A 15472-nucleotide genomic window follows, 5' to 3' on the forward strand; every position below is an offset into this window, starting at 1 on the left:
GGCGAAGGCCGGGGTCCAGTTGGGAGAGGTTGCCAATGAGAGACGGCGCTCCGTTATTGCCACCTTTCCAATTGGGCCCCGGCCTTCGCCGGGGTGGTGTCGCTTCCGGGGCGGTGTCAGCGCTCGCTGAGGTAGTAGCGGTCGGTGGCGTTCAGGTCGGCGTCGAGTTCATACACGATCGGCTGGCCGGTCGGGATCTCGAGGCTGGTGATCTCGTCGTCGGGGATGTTGGAGAGGTGCTTGACCAGCGCGCGGAGCGAGTTGCCGTGGGCGGAGATGAGGATGCGCTGGCCGTCCTTCAGCGCGGGGGCGATCCGCTCGTCCCAATAGGGGAGGACGCGGGCGATGGTGTCTTTCAGGCTCTCGGTCTTGGGAATCGCGATGCCGTCGTAGCGGCGGTCCTTGGACAGGTCGAACTCGCTGCCGTCGTCTAGTACGGGCGGCGGGACGTCGAAGCTGCGGCGCCAGATATGGACCTGCGCGTCGCCGTGCTTGGCGGCGGTCTCGGCCTTGTCGAGGCCGGTGAGGCCGCCATAGTGCCGCTCGTTCAGACGCCAGTCCTTCTCGACCGGGAGCCAGAGCCGGCCCATCGCCTCCAGTGCGATGTTGAGCGTCTTGATCGCGCGGGTCTGAAGGCTGACGAAGGTCTGGTCGAAGTCGAGGCCCTTGGCGGCCATCAGCTCGCCCGCGGCCTTGGCCTCGGCCTCACCCTTGGCGGTCATGTCGACGTCCCACCAGCCGGTGAAGCGGTTCTCGAGGTTCCAGGTGGACTGGCCGTGGCGGATCAGGACTAGGGTCGGCATTCGGGCTCCTGGGATGGCGGGACTGAACGGAAGGGTTCAAAGGTTAGGATAAGGTTAGGCCAACGCACGGTCCGCAGCGCTTGGACCCAAGCCTCCGGACCGTGCCAAGCCGTTGTTATCGGGTCAGATTTCGTCGATCATGCCGGCGAGCGTCTCGAGCATCGCATGCGCGAGCTGTTTCGACCGCTCGGGCGACCAGCCGAACTCGGGGTCGGCGTTGGCGTCGTGATCCTTGAACGGCATCTCCAGCGTCATCGACACCGCGCCGAAGCGCTCGGCGAGCTGGTTGGTCGACATCGACAGGTTGGCCGAGCCCGGGGCGGACTTGGGATAACCCTTCTCGGTCTGGAAATCGGGCGTGTGCGCCGCGAGACGACGGCCGTACTCGTAGAATTTCTCGCCGTGCGCGTCGGTCCAGGAGGGGATGCCCTCGAAACCGGCGATGAAGTTCGCCGGGATCGCCTCGTCGCCGTGGATGTCCATCGCGACGTCGACGCCGGTCAAGTCCATCGCGTTGCGCACGCACAGGACTTCCGGACTCTTCTCCGGCGTGGGCGTGTGCCATTCGCGGTTGAGGTTCACACCCACGGCATTGGTGCGCAGGTGACCCCGGCGCGTGCCGTCCGGGTTCATGTTGGGAACGACGTTGAAGGTCGCCTTTGCCAGCAGGTCCGCCGTAATCGGGTCGGCCGGATCGGTCAGCCGCTCCAGCGCGCCTTCCATCCACCATTCGGTCATCGATTCGCCGGGATGCTGGCGACCGTAGATCCAGACCTGCTTCGGCCCCGAGCCGATCGTGAAGCAATCGATCGCCTGCCCGTCGAGCGACTGGCCGAGTTCGCGGTGCGCAACGCCCGGAAGTAACGCAGTGCGCGCCACCAGAGCCTCGTGCATCTCTATCGTATATGGCGCGAAATAGGCGAACCAGGCGAGATCGGTATCGGCGGTGAACGCGAATTCGAGCACGCCATTGTCATAGCGCGTATCGATCATCCGCCACGCCTGCCGATCGGTGCTGGCACGCGTCTTGTAGCCCGGCCAGCCGAACGGATAGGCCGACTTGCCCGCATTCAGGATGCGGTAGGTCAGCGTGCGGCCGGCCGCCCCCGCCACGCGAAAATAGAACCACTGGAAGAAATCGGACTGGAAATCGGTGACGATCTCCAGGTCGATTCGGTCTCCTTCGACGGCGACAACACGGATGTTGCCGCCATCGAAGGCTGCGTTGACGGTGACGGGGCTCATGGTTTGCGCGTTCATTTCACCTGGATAGTGCGACCGGACTCGCCGGGGAACCCCATGAACAATGCGCGGGCGAGCTTGTCGGCCTGGATGTCGGTCCGCGCATCCTCCTTGCGGGCGTCGGCGAACGACTGGGCGCGGCCTTCCCAGACGGGCGACTGGTCGGCGGTGCGCTTGATCGTCACCGACAGCTCGGAGACGAGGATCGCGGTGCTCCCGCCGCCACCGATCGGGAAACCAACCCCACCGCCGAGCCCGACGCCGCCACCACCGCCACGACGACCACCGCCGCCGCTGAAGCCGCCGCCACCGATGCCGATGCTGATCGGCGACTGTTTGGGTGGCCCTGCCTGCGTGGTGCGGGTGAAGCCAACGGTGGCGACCAGCAGTGGCTTGGCGCCTGGTGCGGGGACGCTGTAGCCGGCCTGGAGCAGCTGACCCTGCACGGCGGCGGCATAGGTCTTGAACTCGATGCTGGCGGGGCCACCGGCGGTCAACGGCTGGACGGCGATGGTGCCGCGGTCGATCGGCTCGCCAAGATGATAGCGCAGCACCTCGGTCGGCGGCAGCGACGGGCCGGTCGCGCACGCGGTGAGGGATGCGCTTGCCAGCGCCAGGACCAGGATCGAACGAACCGCCATCGGGACTTCCTTAGAATGTTGCGCTATAGTAACGCTCCGACCAGCCGAGTGGGTTCCCGGATGGTAGGAGCGTGTCCGTTGCTTGACTTGGACACACCCCGCCATTAGGCGATCCCGTCTTTCCGCACACCTAGATTTGAAAAGAAGCGAATCGATCATGAAGATCCGCAATTCCCTGAAGTCGCTCAAGGATCGTCACCGCGATAACCGCGTGATCCGTCGTCGTGGCCGTACCTACGTCATCAACAAGACCAACCGTCGCTTTAAGGCACGCCAGGGCTAAAGCCCTGATAACGGCCGTCATCTTCGACGTCGGTCGTGTCCTTTACGACTGGGATCCCCGGATCCTGTACGAGCGCCTGATCGATGACGATCGGGCGCTCGACGTGTTCCTGCGCGACGTCGTGACGATCGATTGGCACTTCCAGCATGACGCTGGCCGCGACTTCGCCGACACCTCGGCGGAGCTGGCCGCGTTGCATCCGCAACATGCCGACTTGATCGCTGCCTGGGGGCCGCGATTCAACGAGAGCATCGGTGCGCGAATCGCCGGGATGCACGAGATCGTCGAGGAGCTGGACGCAGCCGGCGTACCGCTGTTCGCGATCACGAACTTCAGCCACGAGTTCTGGCCACCCTTCCGTGCGCGTGAAGCACAGCTGTTCGACCGGTTCCGCGACGTGATCGTGTCGGGCGAGGAGAAGATGGTGAAGCCGGATGCGGCGATCTATCGGCTGGCGCTGGAGCGATTCGGGCTGGCGGCGGAGGACGCTGTATTCGTCGACGATAACGCGGCGAACGTTGCAGGTGCGCAGGCGCTGGGGATCGAATCGGTGCTGTTTACCGATGCGGCGGCTTTTCGCGCGCGATTGGTCGAGCTTGGGCTTCCGATCTCGGGGCACCCGTCATCCTGACGAAAGTCAGGATCCAGAGCCATTAGCGCCAGGGTCCGTTACTCTGGATCCTGACTTTTGTCAGGATGACGTGGTCGCGTTGCTCACCGCTCCAGCGAGATCGACTGGCGCAGATTCGCCACCGCCGTCTCTTGATCCGCGACCGGCGCCTCCGGCATCACGCCACCCTCGAAATCGTCCGTCACCGTCACGGTCGTCCCCAGCGTCGTCACCCCGAACAACTGCTTAGCAAAGCCGAGCGGGACGCGGATGCAGCCGTGCGAGGCGGGGAAACCTGGGTTGCGGCCTGCGTGGATCGCGATGCCGTCCCAGGTCAGCCGCTGCATGAACGGCATCGACGCATCGTCGTACAGGCTCGACTTGTGGACCGCGTTCTTCTGCAGGATCGGATAGGTGCCGACCGGCGTATCCTTGCCATCCTTGCCGCTGGAGATCGTCGTCGCCGCGATCATCGTCGACCCGCGATAGACGAACGCGCGCTGCTCCATCAGGCTGACGACGATGCTGACGGGTTCGCTGGAGCCATTGTCCTTCCAGACGAACTGGTTGGGCGAGAGTTCGGTCGCGGCCTGCTCAATCGGCATCGCCGCGATGGCGGCGGCCGATGCGGCCTGCGCGGGGTTTGCGCCCGCGAGGATCGCAAAGGTCAGCCCCATTGCCATGAAAGACCGCGCCGTCCCGTTCGCCATCTTGCCCATCGTCGCGTCCGTCCTCGAATCCCGATATTTCCGCCCAACGCGCGATTCTTGAAAACGTGCCGTCGGAGGATTGAGTCGACGAACCGACCCCAAGCCGGGGTAGTTCGAGGGAACGGACCCACAACCAGTGGAAATGGTTGCAGAATATTCACGGAAAATCGGCTATACGGGTCTCCAAGAAACGGGGCAATTTCGGGAAAATCGATGCACGACGAGCAAGGTCTTGTGCGCGAACGACGCGCGCTTCTGAAGAATGGTTTGGTACTGGCGGGGGCTTTAGTGGTGCCGGGGGCAGTGTCGGCGACGACGCGTCTCGGACGTCCGCTGACCGCACGTGATCTGAAGCCGATGACGCAGCCACCGCTGCCGCGGACGACGGTCGCACTGACGTCGCCGAAGGTGGTCCGTCCCGACCTGCTGCGTCAGGCAATGGCGTCGCTGAGCCGTCATGGCAGCCGCATCCAGCATCATGACCGGATCGCGATCGCCGATTTCGCGGCGCCGTCGGGCAAGCCGCGGTTCCACTTCATCGATCTCGCCAGCGGGCGCAGCACGTCGCTGCTGGTCGCGCATGGCAGCGGCTCGGATCCGGCGCACACCGGGTATCTGGAGCGCTTCTCGAACCGCTTCGGCTCGAACGCCTCGTCCGAGGGCGCGTTCGTCACCGACGATTATTACGTCGGCAAGCATGGCCGCTCGCAGCGCCTGATCGGGCTCGATCCGACCAACGACAATGCGCTCGATCGTGCGATCGTCGTGCATTCGGCGTGGTACGCGAACAAGGACATGATCGAGAGCCACGGCATGCTCGGTCGCAGTCAGGGATGCTTCGCTGTCGGCGAGCGCGATCTGGACCAGGTGTTCGCACGGCTCGGTGCCGGCCGGATGATCTACGCCGCCAAGGTCTGAAATACCGGCCCGGACCGCGCTACTCCGCGGTCTGGGCCATGCGGCTCTGCTGCATTCTCCGGCGTGCGCGCCTGACGCCGCCGATGAGCCCCGACCACAACAGCGCTTCGACGCCGGCATAGCCGAGCCCGAGATGATCGGGGCGCACGGCCAGCACGTCTTGCAGGCTGACCGTCCCGGCGCGTAGCCCTGCCCGGCCGATATCGCCCCAGCGCCGCGCGGTTTCCCAGCGGATCAGGCGGATGTCATGCGCGGAACAGTCGTGCGTCGCCAGGAAGTCCGCCTGGATGACGCTCAGCGCACTGCCCAGCGTCGCCAGCGCGGCGCGATCGGGGACCGGGCGCTTGGCCATGTTGTGCAGCATGATCAGGCGCGCGATCCGCTCCGCGCGATCGTCGAACAGCCGGGCGTAGCGTTCGGTCAGGACGCGGACCGAGGCCGCCTCCATCGTATCGACGAAACGCTTCGAGACGCCGCCGGGATGGACGCGGTACAGCACCAGCGCTTCGTCCAGCCGCGCGATCGCGCCGAAATGCTGTATCCGCTGATACAGGTCGAAATCCTCGGCATACAGGAGCTCCGGCCGCGTCACCGGGTCGAGCTGTCGTGCCACCTCCGTCCGCATCATCGTCGACGACCAGACAAGCGGGTTCTCGATACAGGTGAGCCATGCGACCAGCGCGGGCGTGGTCGTCGGCGCATAGCTGGACGGACCGACCACGCCGGCGGTCAGGAGTTCGGCGGCGGTGCCCAGCAAGACGGTGTCTGGATGCGCGTCGAGATACGCGACCTGGCGGGCGAAGCGATCGGGTCGGCAGATATCGTCATGGTCGAGCGCGGCGATGTAGCGGCCGCGCGCCTCGGCAAACCCGCGGTTGCGGGCGAGTACCGGGCCGCCGTTCTTCGCCATCTGGACCAGTCGGACGCGGGGATCGCGCCAGGCGCGCACCACCTCGCGCGTGTCGTCGGTCGAACAGTCGTCGACGACGATCACCTCGAAATCGGTGAAGGTCTGCGCTTGCAGGCTGGCGAGCGTTTCCTCGATCAACCCGGCGCCGTTATACGCCGCCATGACCACGCTGACGACGGGGCTAACGGCGGGGCTCACGACGGGATCAGCCATTCGGTCGTCCGACGTCACGCTGCTGCCAGTGCCTTCGATGCCATCACCTGATCGATTATCATCAACCCCACGTCGTTCTGCCAGAGCCATAAGCCATTGGCTTGCCCGGAGAAACTGGATTCGCCACCGAGAGCACCCCAGGGCACGAAGCCGGCGGCCAGGCCGAGCCCGTACAGGCCGGGGATCGGCGCGCCCTGATCGTCGACGATCCGGCAGTGGCGGTCGACCATCGGCTTTCCGTCATGCGCGGCCAGCGGCATCTGCGCGCCATCGCGGTCGGCGAGCGGCATCGCGATCGGGCGATAGCCCAGCGCCGCGATGACGAGGTCGGCTTCCGCGATTGCTGCCCGTGCGACCGCATCGTCGTCGCCCGTGATCCGGTGCAGCGCCACGCGGGGATCGGGTACGCGGCCGTCGATACCGAGCATCCGCAGCACGAGGTCGCGCGCTTCGAGCCGGAAACCGGCGAGGCGGTAGACGAACCCCGACACCGGGCAGATGTCGTCGGCGCCGAAATCGGTGAACCCCTCGGCATGCGCGGCCTCGACCGAATGATAGAAGGGGCGGAGCGGCCTGCGGTGCAGCAACGTGATCGCCCCTGCCCCCAACGGCAGCGGCGGCTGGCTCTTCAGCAGCAGCGCGATCGTAGTCAACGCGCTGGTCGAACCGCCGATCACCGCGATCTTCGGCGCGCGCTTGCCGGTCAGGATATCGGCGACCTTCTCGAACCCGCCGGTCGTCAGCACGTCGTCGGACTGGAGCAGGCGTCCGCTCGCCAGCTCGATCAAGCCGGCGCCCGCGACCCGCTGCGTGGCGAGCCGGTCGATCGGCTGGTGACCGCCGGTCGCGACGACGATGTTACGGGCGAGCTGCTCGAAGACATGGCCATCGGCGAGGCGGCGGACCTGTACGCTCCACAGGCCTTCGCCGACGCGTTTTGCGCCCAACGCCTCGTGCCCGGTCAGCACGACGCCGCCATTAGCGCGGACGATATCGGTCAGCCGGTCGCCGGTCGCGCGCAGCAATGGCCCGACCTCGGTCAACGGCACGCCCAGCGCGCCCTCGTGCGCCGCGACCGCGCGTCCGGCGGGATGATCGACCAGCCGCGCGAGTTCGGGATGCACGTTGCCTCGGACCGCGGTCAGGAAGGTCTGCGCGGTCGAATCCGACGTGATCGCATAGCGACCGAGCCGCCCGCCGCCGATCGCATTACCGCGCTCGATCACCATCAGCCCGGACGCGGCGAGATCGGGGAGCAGGCCGCGCTTGGTCGCCGAGGTGAGCATCGCCGTCCCCGCGGGGCCGCCGCCGATCACGATGACCGACGCGATCTTGCCGCCCGCCCCTCGCACCGACGCACGCCGGTCGAACGGCCGGACGATCGCGGCGCAGGCGTTCGCGAGCGCTTCGGCAGCGCGCCGCGCGTCGGCAACCGACATCGCATCGGTGATCGGCAGCGACAGCATCCGCCCGGCGATCCTGTCGGCGACCGGGGTGGGCTCGATCATCGCGGTCGCCTGGAACCAGGGCTGTTCGCCGAGATGCGGGCTGAAATAGCGGCCGCAACCGACGCCGTCCGCCTCGATCGCCTCGACGATCGCGTCGCGGTGGTGGGCGATGTGCTCGGGGAGCAGCACCGGCATGAACTGCATTGAGCGACGCCGGCCCGACACTGCCTGGAACTGGAAGTCGGGGAGCGTTGCGCGGTAGGTTTCCTCCAGCACGGCGCGGTGGTCGGCGATTGCGTCGATCTCGGCCAGCTTGGTCTGCGCCATGATCGCGGTAATTTCGGGTAGCTTGGCGTTGATGCCCGGCAAAGTCGCGTTGCGGCTGCCTTCGAATCCGAAATTGCCCATCGACCGCAGCGTCGCGATCAGGTCGACGTCGCCGCTGTGGATCAGACCGCCCTCGCCCACCGCGAACGTCTTGGTGGCGTGCATCGAATGCACCACGGCGAACGGCGCACGCGCGCCGAAGCCGAGCCCCGAATCGTCGAGCGTGCCGAGCGAAGAGGCCGCGTCGATCACGACGCCGACGCCGTAGCGCCGCTGGAAATGGACGTAGCGGTCGAGGTCGATCGCGTTGCCGAACGTTGCGTACGGCACGACCACGCCGATCCGCTCGCCGTGGCGTTGCAGCAGCCGCTCCTCCTCGAGCGCGCACGCACCCCAGTCGTTTGCGTCGATGTCGCAGACCAACGGCGTCAGCCCCGCCCATGCCGCGGCCTGCGCGGTCGCGGCGAAGGTGAGTGCGGGCATCAGCGCGAGCGTGCCCTGCTTGGGGTTCAGACCACCGGTCCGCATCCCCGATGCGTGGCGAATCGCTAGCATCAGCCCGAGCGTGGCATTGCCGACGGCGAGGCTGGCGCCGTGGCCGCCGAAGAGCTTATCGGTGACGCCGGCCTCGAACGCGCGAACCTCGGGACCGTTGTTGCTGAACACGCCCGACGCCTCGACGCGGCGCAGCGCATCGAGGTGCTCGCTCAGCCGCGGCGGGTTCGGCGCGATCAGGGGGAGGCGTTTCATCGGCGATCCGGTCTGTTGTGCCGCAGACCTATGATCCACGGCCTCCTAAGAACCAGTTACGCTGCCACATTACGATGGATGCAGGGCGATGTTTTCCTTACATCATCCCGGCACGTGTCCGGGATGATGCAAGACTAATCAACGTATTAGCGGAAGGCTGATGTAACTTTCGTCGGGTCCAGCGACCGTCACCTTCTGCGTCGCCTTCACGTAATCCTTCGGTTGCGCGAAGAAGATGTTCGGGACGAAGGTCTGCGGATTGCGATCGTAGAGCGGGAACCAGCTCGACTGGACCTGCACCATGATCTTGTGGCCGGGCAGGAAGACGTGGTTGGTGGTCGGCAGCGCGAACTTGTATTTGAGCGGCACGTTCGCCGCGATCGGCTTGGCCACGGCGAGATCCTCACGGTAGCGGCCGCGGAAGATGTCCATCGCCACCGACAATTGATAGCCCGCCATCGCCTTGTCGCCGGGATAGACGTCCGGATACACGTCGATGAGCTTCACCACCCAGTCGCTGTCGGTGCCGCTGGTCGAGGCGGTGAGGTTCACCTCCGGAACGCCTGCGATCGTGGTTGGCGTGGTGAGCGCATCGGTGGTGAAGGTCAGCACGTCGGGGCGGCCGGAGACCGCGCGCTGGTCGTCGACCAGCCACTGTTTCCACGTCGATCCGCTCGCATAGGTCGGCAGCGTCGGGCGCACGCGGTAGCTGACCGGCGTGGCCGGATCGGAGATATAGTCCGCAGTCGTCGCCGCACCGCCGGCCGCCTGAAACCCGAGCGTGCCACCGGGCTTGAGGTACAATGGCGTGCCCGCGGTCTGCGCGGTCGGCCACTTTTCGAGCCTCTGCCATTCGTTGCGGCCCGACTGGAACATCGTCACCGGGGCGACGTCCATCGCCGGCTGGTCGCTCTTCAGGTAATGTGCGAGGAACGGTGCGAGGACGTGCCAGCGCCACCATTTGGCGGTGTCGGCATCCCATTTGATCGCCCCCAGCGCGCTGCCGTCGCGCACTTCCTGCCCGTGATACCAGGGGCCCATCGACAGGTAGACCATGTCGTTGGCGGTGTCCTTGGGCTCCAGCGCGCGATAGACCGCAGGCGCACCGTAGATATCCTCCTGATCCCACAGGCCGCCGACGATCAGCGTCGGAACCTTCAATGGCTGGCCGGCGAGCACGGTGTCCATCGCCTGAGTCGACCAGAACGCGTCGTAGGCAGGATGCTGCGTGATCTTGCGCCAGAAGCCGAGCTGTTCGAGCCCCTGCGCCTTGCCGATCGCGCCCGCCGAGCCGCCCTTGAGGTAATAGTCGTAATCGTCGGCGGTGTCGGTGATCCACGGTGTGCCGGCATCCTTGGTCGCTTCCTGACCGAGGACGTAGGGCATCATGCCCTCCCGGAACGCGCCGTTGTGGAACCAGTCGTCGCCACGCCAGCCATCGACCATCGGGTTCATCGGCACCGACACCTTCAGCGCGGGGTGCGGGTTGATCAGCGCCATCAGCGGCAGGAAGCCGTCATAGCTGATCCCGCTGATCCCCACGCGGCCGTTCGATTCGGGAACGTGCTTCACCAGCCAGTCGATCGTGTCGTAGGTGTCGGTCGAATCGTCGGTCTTGGTCGGGTTCTGCGCGGTGCCGGCGCGCGCGGGGTTCATCATGTAGATGCCCTCCGAAGCGTGCATGCCGCGGACGTCCTGGATCACGCGGATGTAGCCCGCCGCGGCGATCACGTCGCCCGCGCCGTCGCCGTGTTCGAGGATGCCGGCATAGGTGCCGCTGTCGACCTTGGTCTGGCCGTCGGCGTCGTAGGGCGTGCGCGTCATCAGGATGCCCGCGTCCTTCGCGCCTTTCGGCACGATGATGACGGTGTGGAGCTTGACCCCGTCGCGCATCGGGATCTCAACGACCTTGCGCACATAGTCATAGCCGACGTCGCGCGGCGCCATCTTGGCGGGGCGTTCGTCGTAATTCTGTGCGGTCGCGGGGGTGGTTGTCGCGGTCGTCAGCGCGGCGAGCGCGCAGGCGGCAAACAGATGGGTCGTCGATTTCATTTTCTTCTTCCTTCCCTCCCGGACTGAAAAAGAAAAAGGCCCGCCTTTCCGTGTGGAAAGACGAGCCCCTCTCGTAGCAATTCAGGCGATCAGGCCGTCCGCGTGCCGGTCAGCGGGAAGCTGCCAAAGGCGCCGGCCGCGACACTGCCCTTGAGGACGTCGTCCTCGACAGTCGCCTTGCAGTCGAGCGTCATCGGCATCGGCACGGTCATGCTCTGCTTCCAGGTGATCGTGTCGCCATCGACGTCACCGGTGACGTCCATGCCGCCCATCGCGCCCGACACCGCACCGGTGAAGGTGTTGCCGGCGCTATTGACGGTCAACGTCATCTTCTGGTCGCCCAGCGGCGACTTGACCACGCAATCCCAGCTGCCATCGACGTTTGCCATTGCTCTCTCTCCTGAAATCATTTGGCGCCGGCTACCGACGCCGCGGGAATGACCTCGACCGGGAGGCCGATGCTGTCAAGCTGCGGGCGCACCGTCTTCGCATCGCCGACCACGACCCAGATCGTCTTCTTCGGGTCGAGCGCCTGCTGGATCGCAGTGTTGAGTTGCGGCAGGTTAAGGCCCTGGTATCGCTGCGTGATCGTCGCGTAGTAATTGTCGGGTCGCTTGAGCAGATCGTTCTGCTGCATCGCGCCCAGCACCGCGTCCGACGTCTCGAAATTACCCGACAACGAACGGATCGCGCCGTTGATCGCCCGGTCGAACTCCGCCTGGGTCATCGGCTCCTTGCCGAGGAACGCGCCGATATCGCTGCGCAGTGCGGCGATCGACGGACCGGTCTGGTCCGCCTGAACGGGTGCCGACAGGATGTACGGTGCGGCGTTTTCCGACTGCTGGAAGCGACCCGAGACGCCGTAGGACCAGTGCTTGCTCTCGCGCAGGTCCATGTTGACGCGGCCGAGGAAGCTGCCGCCGAGCGCATCGTTCGCGGTCGCGATCGGCAACAGGTCCTGCGTGCCCTTCAGCCCGGTCGGCACGCCCGCGATGATCAGCGACTGCGGGCTGTCGGGCCGGTCGATCAGGACGATCTTCGGCGCGGACGGCGTCACGCTCGCCGGGAACGCCTTGACGCCTGCCGCCCCGGTCGGCCGCCACGTTCCGAAGCGCGCATCGAGCGCCGCCTTCACCTCGGCGAGCGGACGATCGCTGACGACGAAGATCTTCGCCTTGTCCGGCCGCAGCCAGGCCTGCTGGAAAGCGACCAGATCGGCGCGGGTCAGTGCCGCCACCGCCTTCGGATCGCCACTGCCCTGTGCCTTGGCATAGGGCGAGTTCGGCCCAAGCAGCGGTGGCAGCACGCGCGTCGCCAGTCCCTGCGGGCTGGTCAGTTCCTGCGCGATCTGTGCGAGCTGCTGGTTCTTGACGCGCGCGACCTCGGCATCGGCGAATGCCGGGTTCTGCGCGATGTCGGCGAACAGCTCGACCGCGGGGGCGAGATTGGCGCTCGGTACCTGCAACGACAGGAAGGTCCGGTCGTTCGAAGCGCCCGTGCCGATCTCCGCCCCGAGCCGCTCCTTGGCTTCGGCCAGCGCGACCGAATCGCGCGTCGGCGTGCCCTCGTCCATCATCGACAGCGTCAGCTGCTGCGTGCCGAGCTTGCCGGGGACGTCCGCCGCGACACCCGCATCGAAGCTGAGCACCGCCTGCGTCACCGGTACTGCCGTGCGCTGTGCGTAGACCAGCTCGATACCGTTCGCGAGGCGCGTACGCTGGACCGCCGGGAAGCTGAGGCCGGCAACCGTGCCGACGCCGGGCAGCGGCCCGCGCGTACCCTTGAACGGCACGTCAGCGGCCGGCGGTACGTCGACCTTGGGCGGCACGACCGCATTGGCATAGGCATCGCGCGGTCCGGGCACGACGGTCAGCGAATAGGCCGGGCGCGACAGCCACTTGGCTGCAGCGGCTTTCACGCTCGCGGGCGTTTCGGCTGCAAGCTGCAGGAGCTGTTTCTTGTAGAAGCCCGGATCGTTCGAATACAGCGCGCCCTCGGCCAGCGTCACGGCCTTGCCGCCGAACCCGCCGACGGACTCGAGCCCTTCCATCGTGCTGGCCGCGGTCGTCGTCGCGACGCGGCTGACTTCGTCGGCGGTCGGCCCGTTCTTGATGAAGTCCGCCATGATCTCGTCGATGCGCTTCGACACGAGCGCGGGGTCGACGCCTTGCCGGACGATCGCACGGATGCCGAACATGCCGAGCTGGCTGAAGCTGCGGTTATAGGCGGAGATGCTGACGACGAGCTTCTCCTTCTTGACCAGCGCGGTGTCGAACCGGCTGCTGGCGAGGCCGCCGAGCACCCCTGCCGCGACGTCGAGCGCGGTGCCGTCCTTGTCGTTCAGGCCGGGGACCACCCAGTTGCGGCTGACCATGACGGCGGCGACGCGGTCCTTGATCGTCTCGCTGACCGGAGCCGGCAGGGTCGGGATCGGCGCGGGTGGGACGATGCTCTCGGGGCCCTTCGGGATGCCGCCGAAATACTTCTCGGCGAGCCGCTTGGCGGTGGCCGCATCGACGTCCCCGGCGAGCACCAGCACGGCGTTGTTCGGGCCGTAATGATCCTTGAACCAGTCCTTCACCGTCTGCAGCGAGGCGGCGTCGAGATCCGCCATCGAGCCGATCGTGGTGTGGCCGTACGGGTGATCCGCGGGGAACAGCCCCTCGGTGATCTTGTACTGGGTCAGGCCGTAGGGCTGGTTGTCGCCCTGGCGCTTCTCGTTCTGGACGACGCCGCGCTGCTCGTCGAGCACGCCCTGCGTGATCGCGCCGGTAAGATAGCCCATCCGGTCGGATTCGAGGAACAGCGCGCGATCGAGCGCCGCGGTCGGCACCGTCTCGAAGTAATTGGTGCGATCGAAATAGGTGGTGCCGTTGAAGTCGGTCGCGCCGACCTGTTTCAGCGGTTCGAAGAAGTCGCCGGGGGCGTTCTCGGAGCCGTTGAACATCAGATGCTCGAACAGATGCGCGAAGCCGGTCTTGCCCTTAGGTTCGAACTTCGAGCCGACATTATACCAGACCGACACCGCCACCACCGGCGCCTTGCGGTCGGTGTGCACGACGACGCGCAGGCCGTTCTTCAGCGTAAACTGCTGGTAGGGAATATCGACCGACTTGACGAGGTCCGCGACCGGTGCAGGCTTTGCCGCGGGGGTCGCTGCGCGCTGGCCCTGACCGGATGCGGGCGAGACGAGAGCAATTGCGGCGACGCCGGCAAGCGCGGTCATTTTCAAAGCCATATGCGAACATTACCCCGTGTTTCAGAATGATATCGTCGCAGCATAGCCACGCTTTGTCGCCGGGCAACAGATAGATACGTCGAGTTTCGAGGCGATCCGCGCTGGTACGCCGGGACGTCTCACAGGTATCGCCACCACCAGCCGGTATGGGTCCGTTTGAACTGTCCGAACCACCGGCACGCGAACCAGCACGGCACGGCGGCGGCGGCGGCAACGAGCCAGATCGACGCGACGTTCGGGACGCTGACCAGCCCCTTGATCGCGCCGCCCGTTACCGCACCGGTCAGGCTGTTCACGCCGTGGAGCAAATAGAGATGCAGGATATAGAAAAACAACGGCGCCGATCCGAACACCACGAGCACGCCGTTCAACCGCGCCGATGTGCGTTCGAACGCCGCGAGAAGCAGCATGCCGATGCCTAGCGTTAGCAGGAGGAAGTCCGCGGACGGTGGGTATTTGGTGAGGTTGAGAACGCTCATGATCGTCGCGAGCGGCGTTGCGGCCGCCTGCCACGGCAGCGGCTCGCCGTAGCCGTTCAGCGCGCGCAGTACCGCGAACAGCGCGAGCGCCGCAGCGCCGGTCATCACCAGGCGACGACGACGGACGTCTTGGTCGACCTGGCGCGCGAACCACGGCCCGATCGACCAGCCAAGCGCGATGACGCCGATCCAGGGCAGCAACGGATAGGACGTCCGCGCCCTTGCGCCGAACGGCAGGTCGATAAACCCGCGATCGTGCAGCATGCTCCAGGCGACATAGCCCGGCTGGTCGGACGTGAAGGTGATCGGATCGAGCAGATTGTGGCCCAGCACGATCGCCAGCCCGAGGACGAGCACGGCGATGCGCGGAAGATGGACCAGCGCCGCCAGTGCGATCATCGCCAGCCCGATCACCCAGATCACCTGGAGATAGACGATCGCGGGGGTGGGATCGAACGACCAGGCGAAATTGACGACCGTCACTTCGAGCGCGACGAGGAACAGCCCGCGCTTCAGCAGGAACGACGACGCCGCTGTCCTGCCGCCGCCGGCATCTCCGCCGCGCGAGTCCGCGTATAGCGATGCGGCGAGCCCGGTCAGCAGCACGAAGACGGGCGCACACAGGTGCGCCGTGAGCCGCGTGAAGAACAGGGACGGCGGCGTCGCCGGCAACGCCATCGGGTCGCTCACCTGCATAGGGTAATAGAAGAGTTCGCGGGTGTGATCGACGAGCATCAGCAGCATGACGAACCCGCGCAGCGCATCGACCGAGACGATCCGCGACCGCCTGGACTGCGCGCCCGTTGGAGCTTGCACAGGGGTATCGAACGCCAAGGCTCGCGTTCCGG

13 protein-coding genes are annotated in these 15472 nt (G+C 66.2%); 3 read left to right on the plus strand and 10 right to left on the minus strand.

Annotation, left to right across the window (positions count from 1 at the left end):
• Window positions 1-116: 116 nt before the first annotated feature.
• From gpmA to E5673_RS01655, 3 genes are all read right to left on the minus strand, one after another.
• On the minus strand, window positions 117-803 hold the full coding sequence (gene gpmA / locus E5673_RS01645; RefSeq protein ID WP_056063882.1) for a 2,3-diphosphoglycerate-dependent phosphoglycerate mutase: 687 nt from the start codon (window positions 801-803) through the stop codon (window positions 117-119).
• Between the two features lie 123 nt (window positions 804-926).
• Window positions 927-2063, minus strand: a complete 1137-nt coding sequence (locus E5673_RS01650) for a M14-type cytosolic carboxypeptidase (RefSeq protein ID WP_247599514.1) — start codon at window positions 2061-2063, stop codon at window positions 927-929.
• The gene (locus E5673_RS01655) at window positions 2060-2686 is read right to left on the minus strand and encodes a DUF4136 domain-containing protein (RefSeq protein ID WP_056063889.1); all 627 of its coding nucleotides are present in this window, start codon (window positions 2684-2686) and stop codon (window positions 2060-2062) included. The genes E5673_RS01650 and E5673_RS01655 overlap by 4 nt, the downstream gene beginning before the upstream one ends.
• Before the next feature lie 157 nt (window positions 2687-2843).
• Here E5673_RS01655 and ykgO point away from each other — a divergent pair, with 157 nt between their 5' ends.
• Both ykgO and E5673_RS01665 read left to right on the plus strand, forming a co-directional pair.
• Entirely contained in the window at window positions 2844-2969 is a 126-nt protein-coding gene (ykgO, locus tag E5673_RS01660; RefSeq protein ID WP_003046794.1) for a type B 50S ribosomal protein L36, read from the plus strand.
• 4 nt (window positions 2970-2973) lie between these two features.
• Window positions 2974-3600, plus strand: coding sequence for an HAD family phosphatase (locus tag E5673_RS01665; protein WP_136191286.1), 627 nt, complete (start codon window positions 2974-2976; stop codon window positions 3598-3600).
• Between the two features lie 83 nt (window positions 3601-3683).
• Here the strand turns inward: E5673_RS01665 and E5673_RS01670 are convergent, their stop codons facing one another.
• Entirely contained in the window at window positions 3684-4298 is a 615-nt protein-coding gene (locus E5673_RS01670) for a L,D-transpeptidase family protein (RefSeq protein ID WP_247599515.1), read from the minus strand.
• Between the two features lie 204 nt (window positions 4299-4502).
• On the opposite strand from E5673_RS01670, the gene E5673_RS01675 reads away from it, so the two are divergent.
• On the plus strand, window positions 4503-5207 hold the full coding sequence (locus E5673_RS01675; RefSeq protein ID WP_056063892.1) for a murein L,D-transpeptidase catalytic domain family protein: 705 nt from the start codon (window positions 4503-4505) through the stop codon (window positions 5205-5207).
• 19 nt (window positions 5208-5226) lie between these two features.
• On the opposite strand, the gene E5673_RS01680 is transcribed toward E5673_RS01675, so the two are convergent.
• The 6 genes from E5673_RS01680 to E5673_RS01705 form a co-directional block, all read right to left on the minus strand.
• Window positions 5227-6330, minus strand: coding sequence for a glycosyltransferase family A protein (locus E5673_RS01680; protein WP_136188696.1), 1104 nt, complete (start codon window positions 6328-6330; stop codon window positions 5227-5229).
• A gap of 14 nt (window positions 6331-6344) precedes the next feature.
• Window positions 6345-8855, minus strand: coding sequence for a DegT/DnrJ/EryC1/StrS family aminotransferase (locus tag E5673_RS01685; RefSeq protein ID WP_136188697.1), 2511 nt, complete (start codon window positions 8853-8855; stop codon window positions 6345-6347).
• Window positions 8856-8993: 138 nt separating this feature from the next.
• Window positions 8994-10907 carry a CocE/NonD family hydrolase gene (locus E5673_RS01690; protein ID WP_136188698.1) on the minus strand — a complete coding sequence of 638 codons (1914 nt, stop codon included), beginning with the start codon at window positions 10905-10907 and terminating at the stop codon, window positions 8994-8996.
• An 89-nt stretch (window positions 10908-10996) separates the two neighbouring features.
• Window positions 10997-11296 (minus strand): hypothetical protein, encoded by a 300-nt coding sequence (locus tag E5673_RS01695; RefSeq protein ID WP_056063904.1) that lies wholly within the window; start codon window positions 11294-11296, stop codon window positions 10997-10999.
• 17 nt (window positions 11297-11313) lie between these two features.
• Window positions 11314-14145 carry a pitrilysin family protein gene (locus tag E5673_RS01700; protein ID WP_136188699.1) on the minus strand — a complete coding sequence of 944 codons (2832 nt, stop codon included), beginning with the start codon at window positions 14143-14145 and terminating at the stop codon, window positions 11314-11316.
• 119 nt (window positions 14146-14264) lie between these two features.
• Window positions 14265-15440 carry a heparan-alpha-glucosaminide N-acetyltransferase domain-containing protein gene (locus E5673_RS01705; protein WP_247599516.1) on the minus strand — a complete coding sequence of 392 codons (1176 nt, stop codon included), beginning with the start codon at window positions 15438-15440 and terminating at the stop codon, window positions 14265-14267.
• Window positions 15441-15472 lie beyond the last annotated feature (32 nt).

The sequence above is a fragment of the Sphingomonas sp. PAMC26645 genome, assembly GCF_004795835.1.
GTDB lineage: Bacteria > Pseudomonadota > Alphaproteobacteria > Sphingomonadales > Sphingomonadaceae > Sphingomonas.

What these genes read in the sequence shown, in the direction of transcription:
- gpmA (WP_056063882.1), bottom strand. Translation starts at nt 803, where the DNA reads ATGCCGACCCTAGTCCTGATCCGCCACGGCCAGTCCACCTGGAACCTC.
- E5673_RS01650 (WP_247599514.1), bottom strand. Translation starts at nt 2,063, where the DNA reads ATGAACGCGCAAACCATGAGCCCCGTCACCGTCAACGCAGCCTTCGAT.
- E5673_RS01655 (WP_056063889.1), bottom strand. Translation starts at nt 2,686, where the DNA reads ATGGCGGTTCGTTCGATCCTGGTCCTGGCGCTGGCAAGCGCATCCCTC.
- ykgO (WP_003046794.1), top strand. Translation starts at nt 2,844, where the DNA reads ATGAAGATCCGCAATTCCCTGAAGTCGCTCAAGGATCGTCACCGCGAT.
- E5673_RS01670 (WP_247599515.1), bottom strand. Translation starts at nt 4,298, where the DNA reads ATGGGCAAGATGGCGAACGGGACGGCGCGGTCTTTCATGGCAATGGGG.
- E5673_RS01675 (WP_056063892.1), top strand. Translation starts at nt 4,503, where the DNA reads ATGCACGACGAGCAAGGTCTTGTGCGCGAACGACGCGCGCTTCTGAAG.
- E5673_RS01680 (WP_136188696.1), bottom strand. Translation starts at nt 6,330, where the DNA reads ATGGCTGATCCCGTCGTGAGCCCCGCCGTTAGCCCCGTCGTCAGCGTG.
- E5673_RS01685 (WP_136188697.1), bottom strand. Translation starts at nt 8,855, where the DNA reads ATGAAACGCCTCCCCCTGATCGCGCCGAACCCGCCGCGGCTGAGCGAG.
- E5673_RS01690 (WP_136188698.1), bottom strand. Translation starts at nt 10,907, where the DNA reads ATGAAATCGACGACCCATCTGTTTGCCGCCTGCGCGCTCGCCGCGCTG.
- E5673_RS01695 (WP_056063904.1), bottom strand. Translation starts at nt 11,296, where the DNA reads ATGGCAAACGTCGATGGCAGCTGGGATTGCGTGGTCAAGTCGCCGCTG.
- E5673_RS01700 (WP_136188699.1), bottom strand. Translation starts at nt 14,145, where the DNA reads ATGGCTTTGAAAATGACCGCGCTTGCCGGCGTCGCCGCAATTGCTCTC.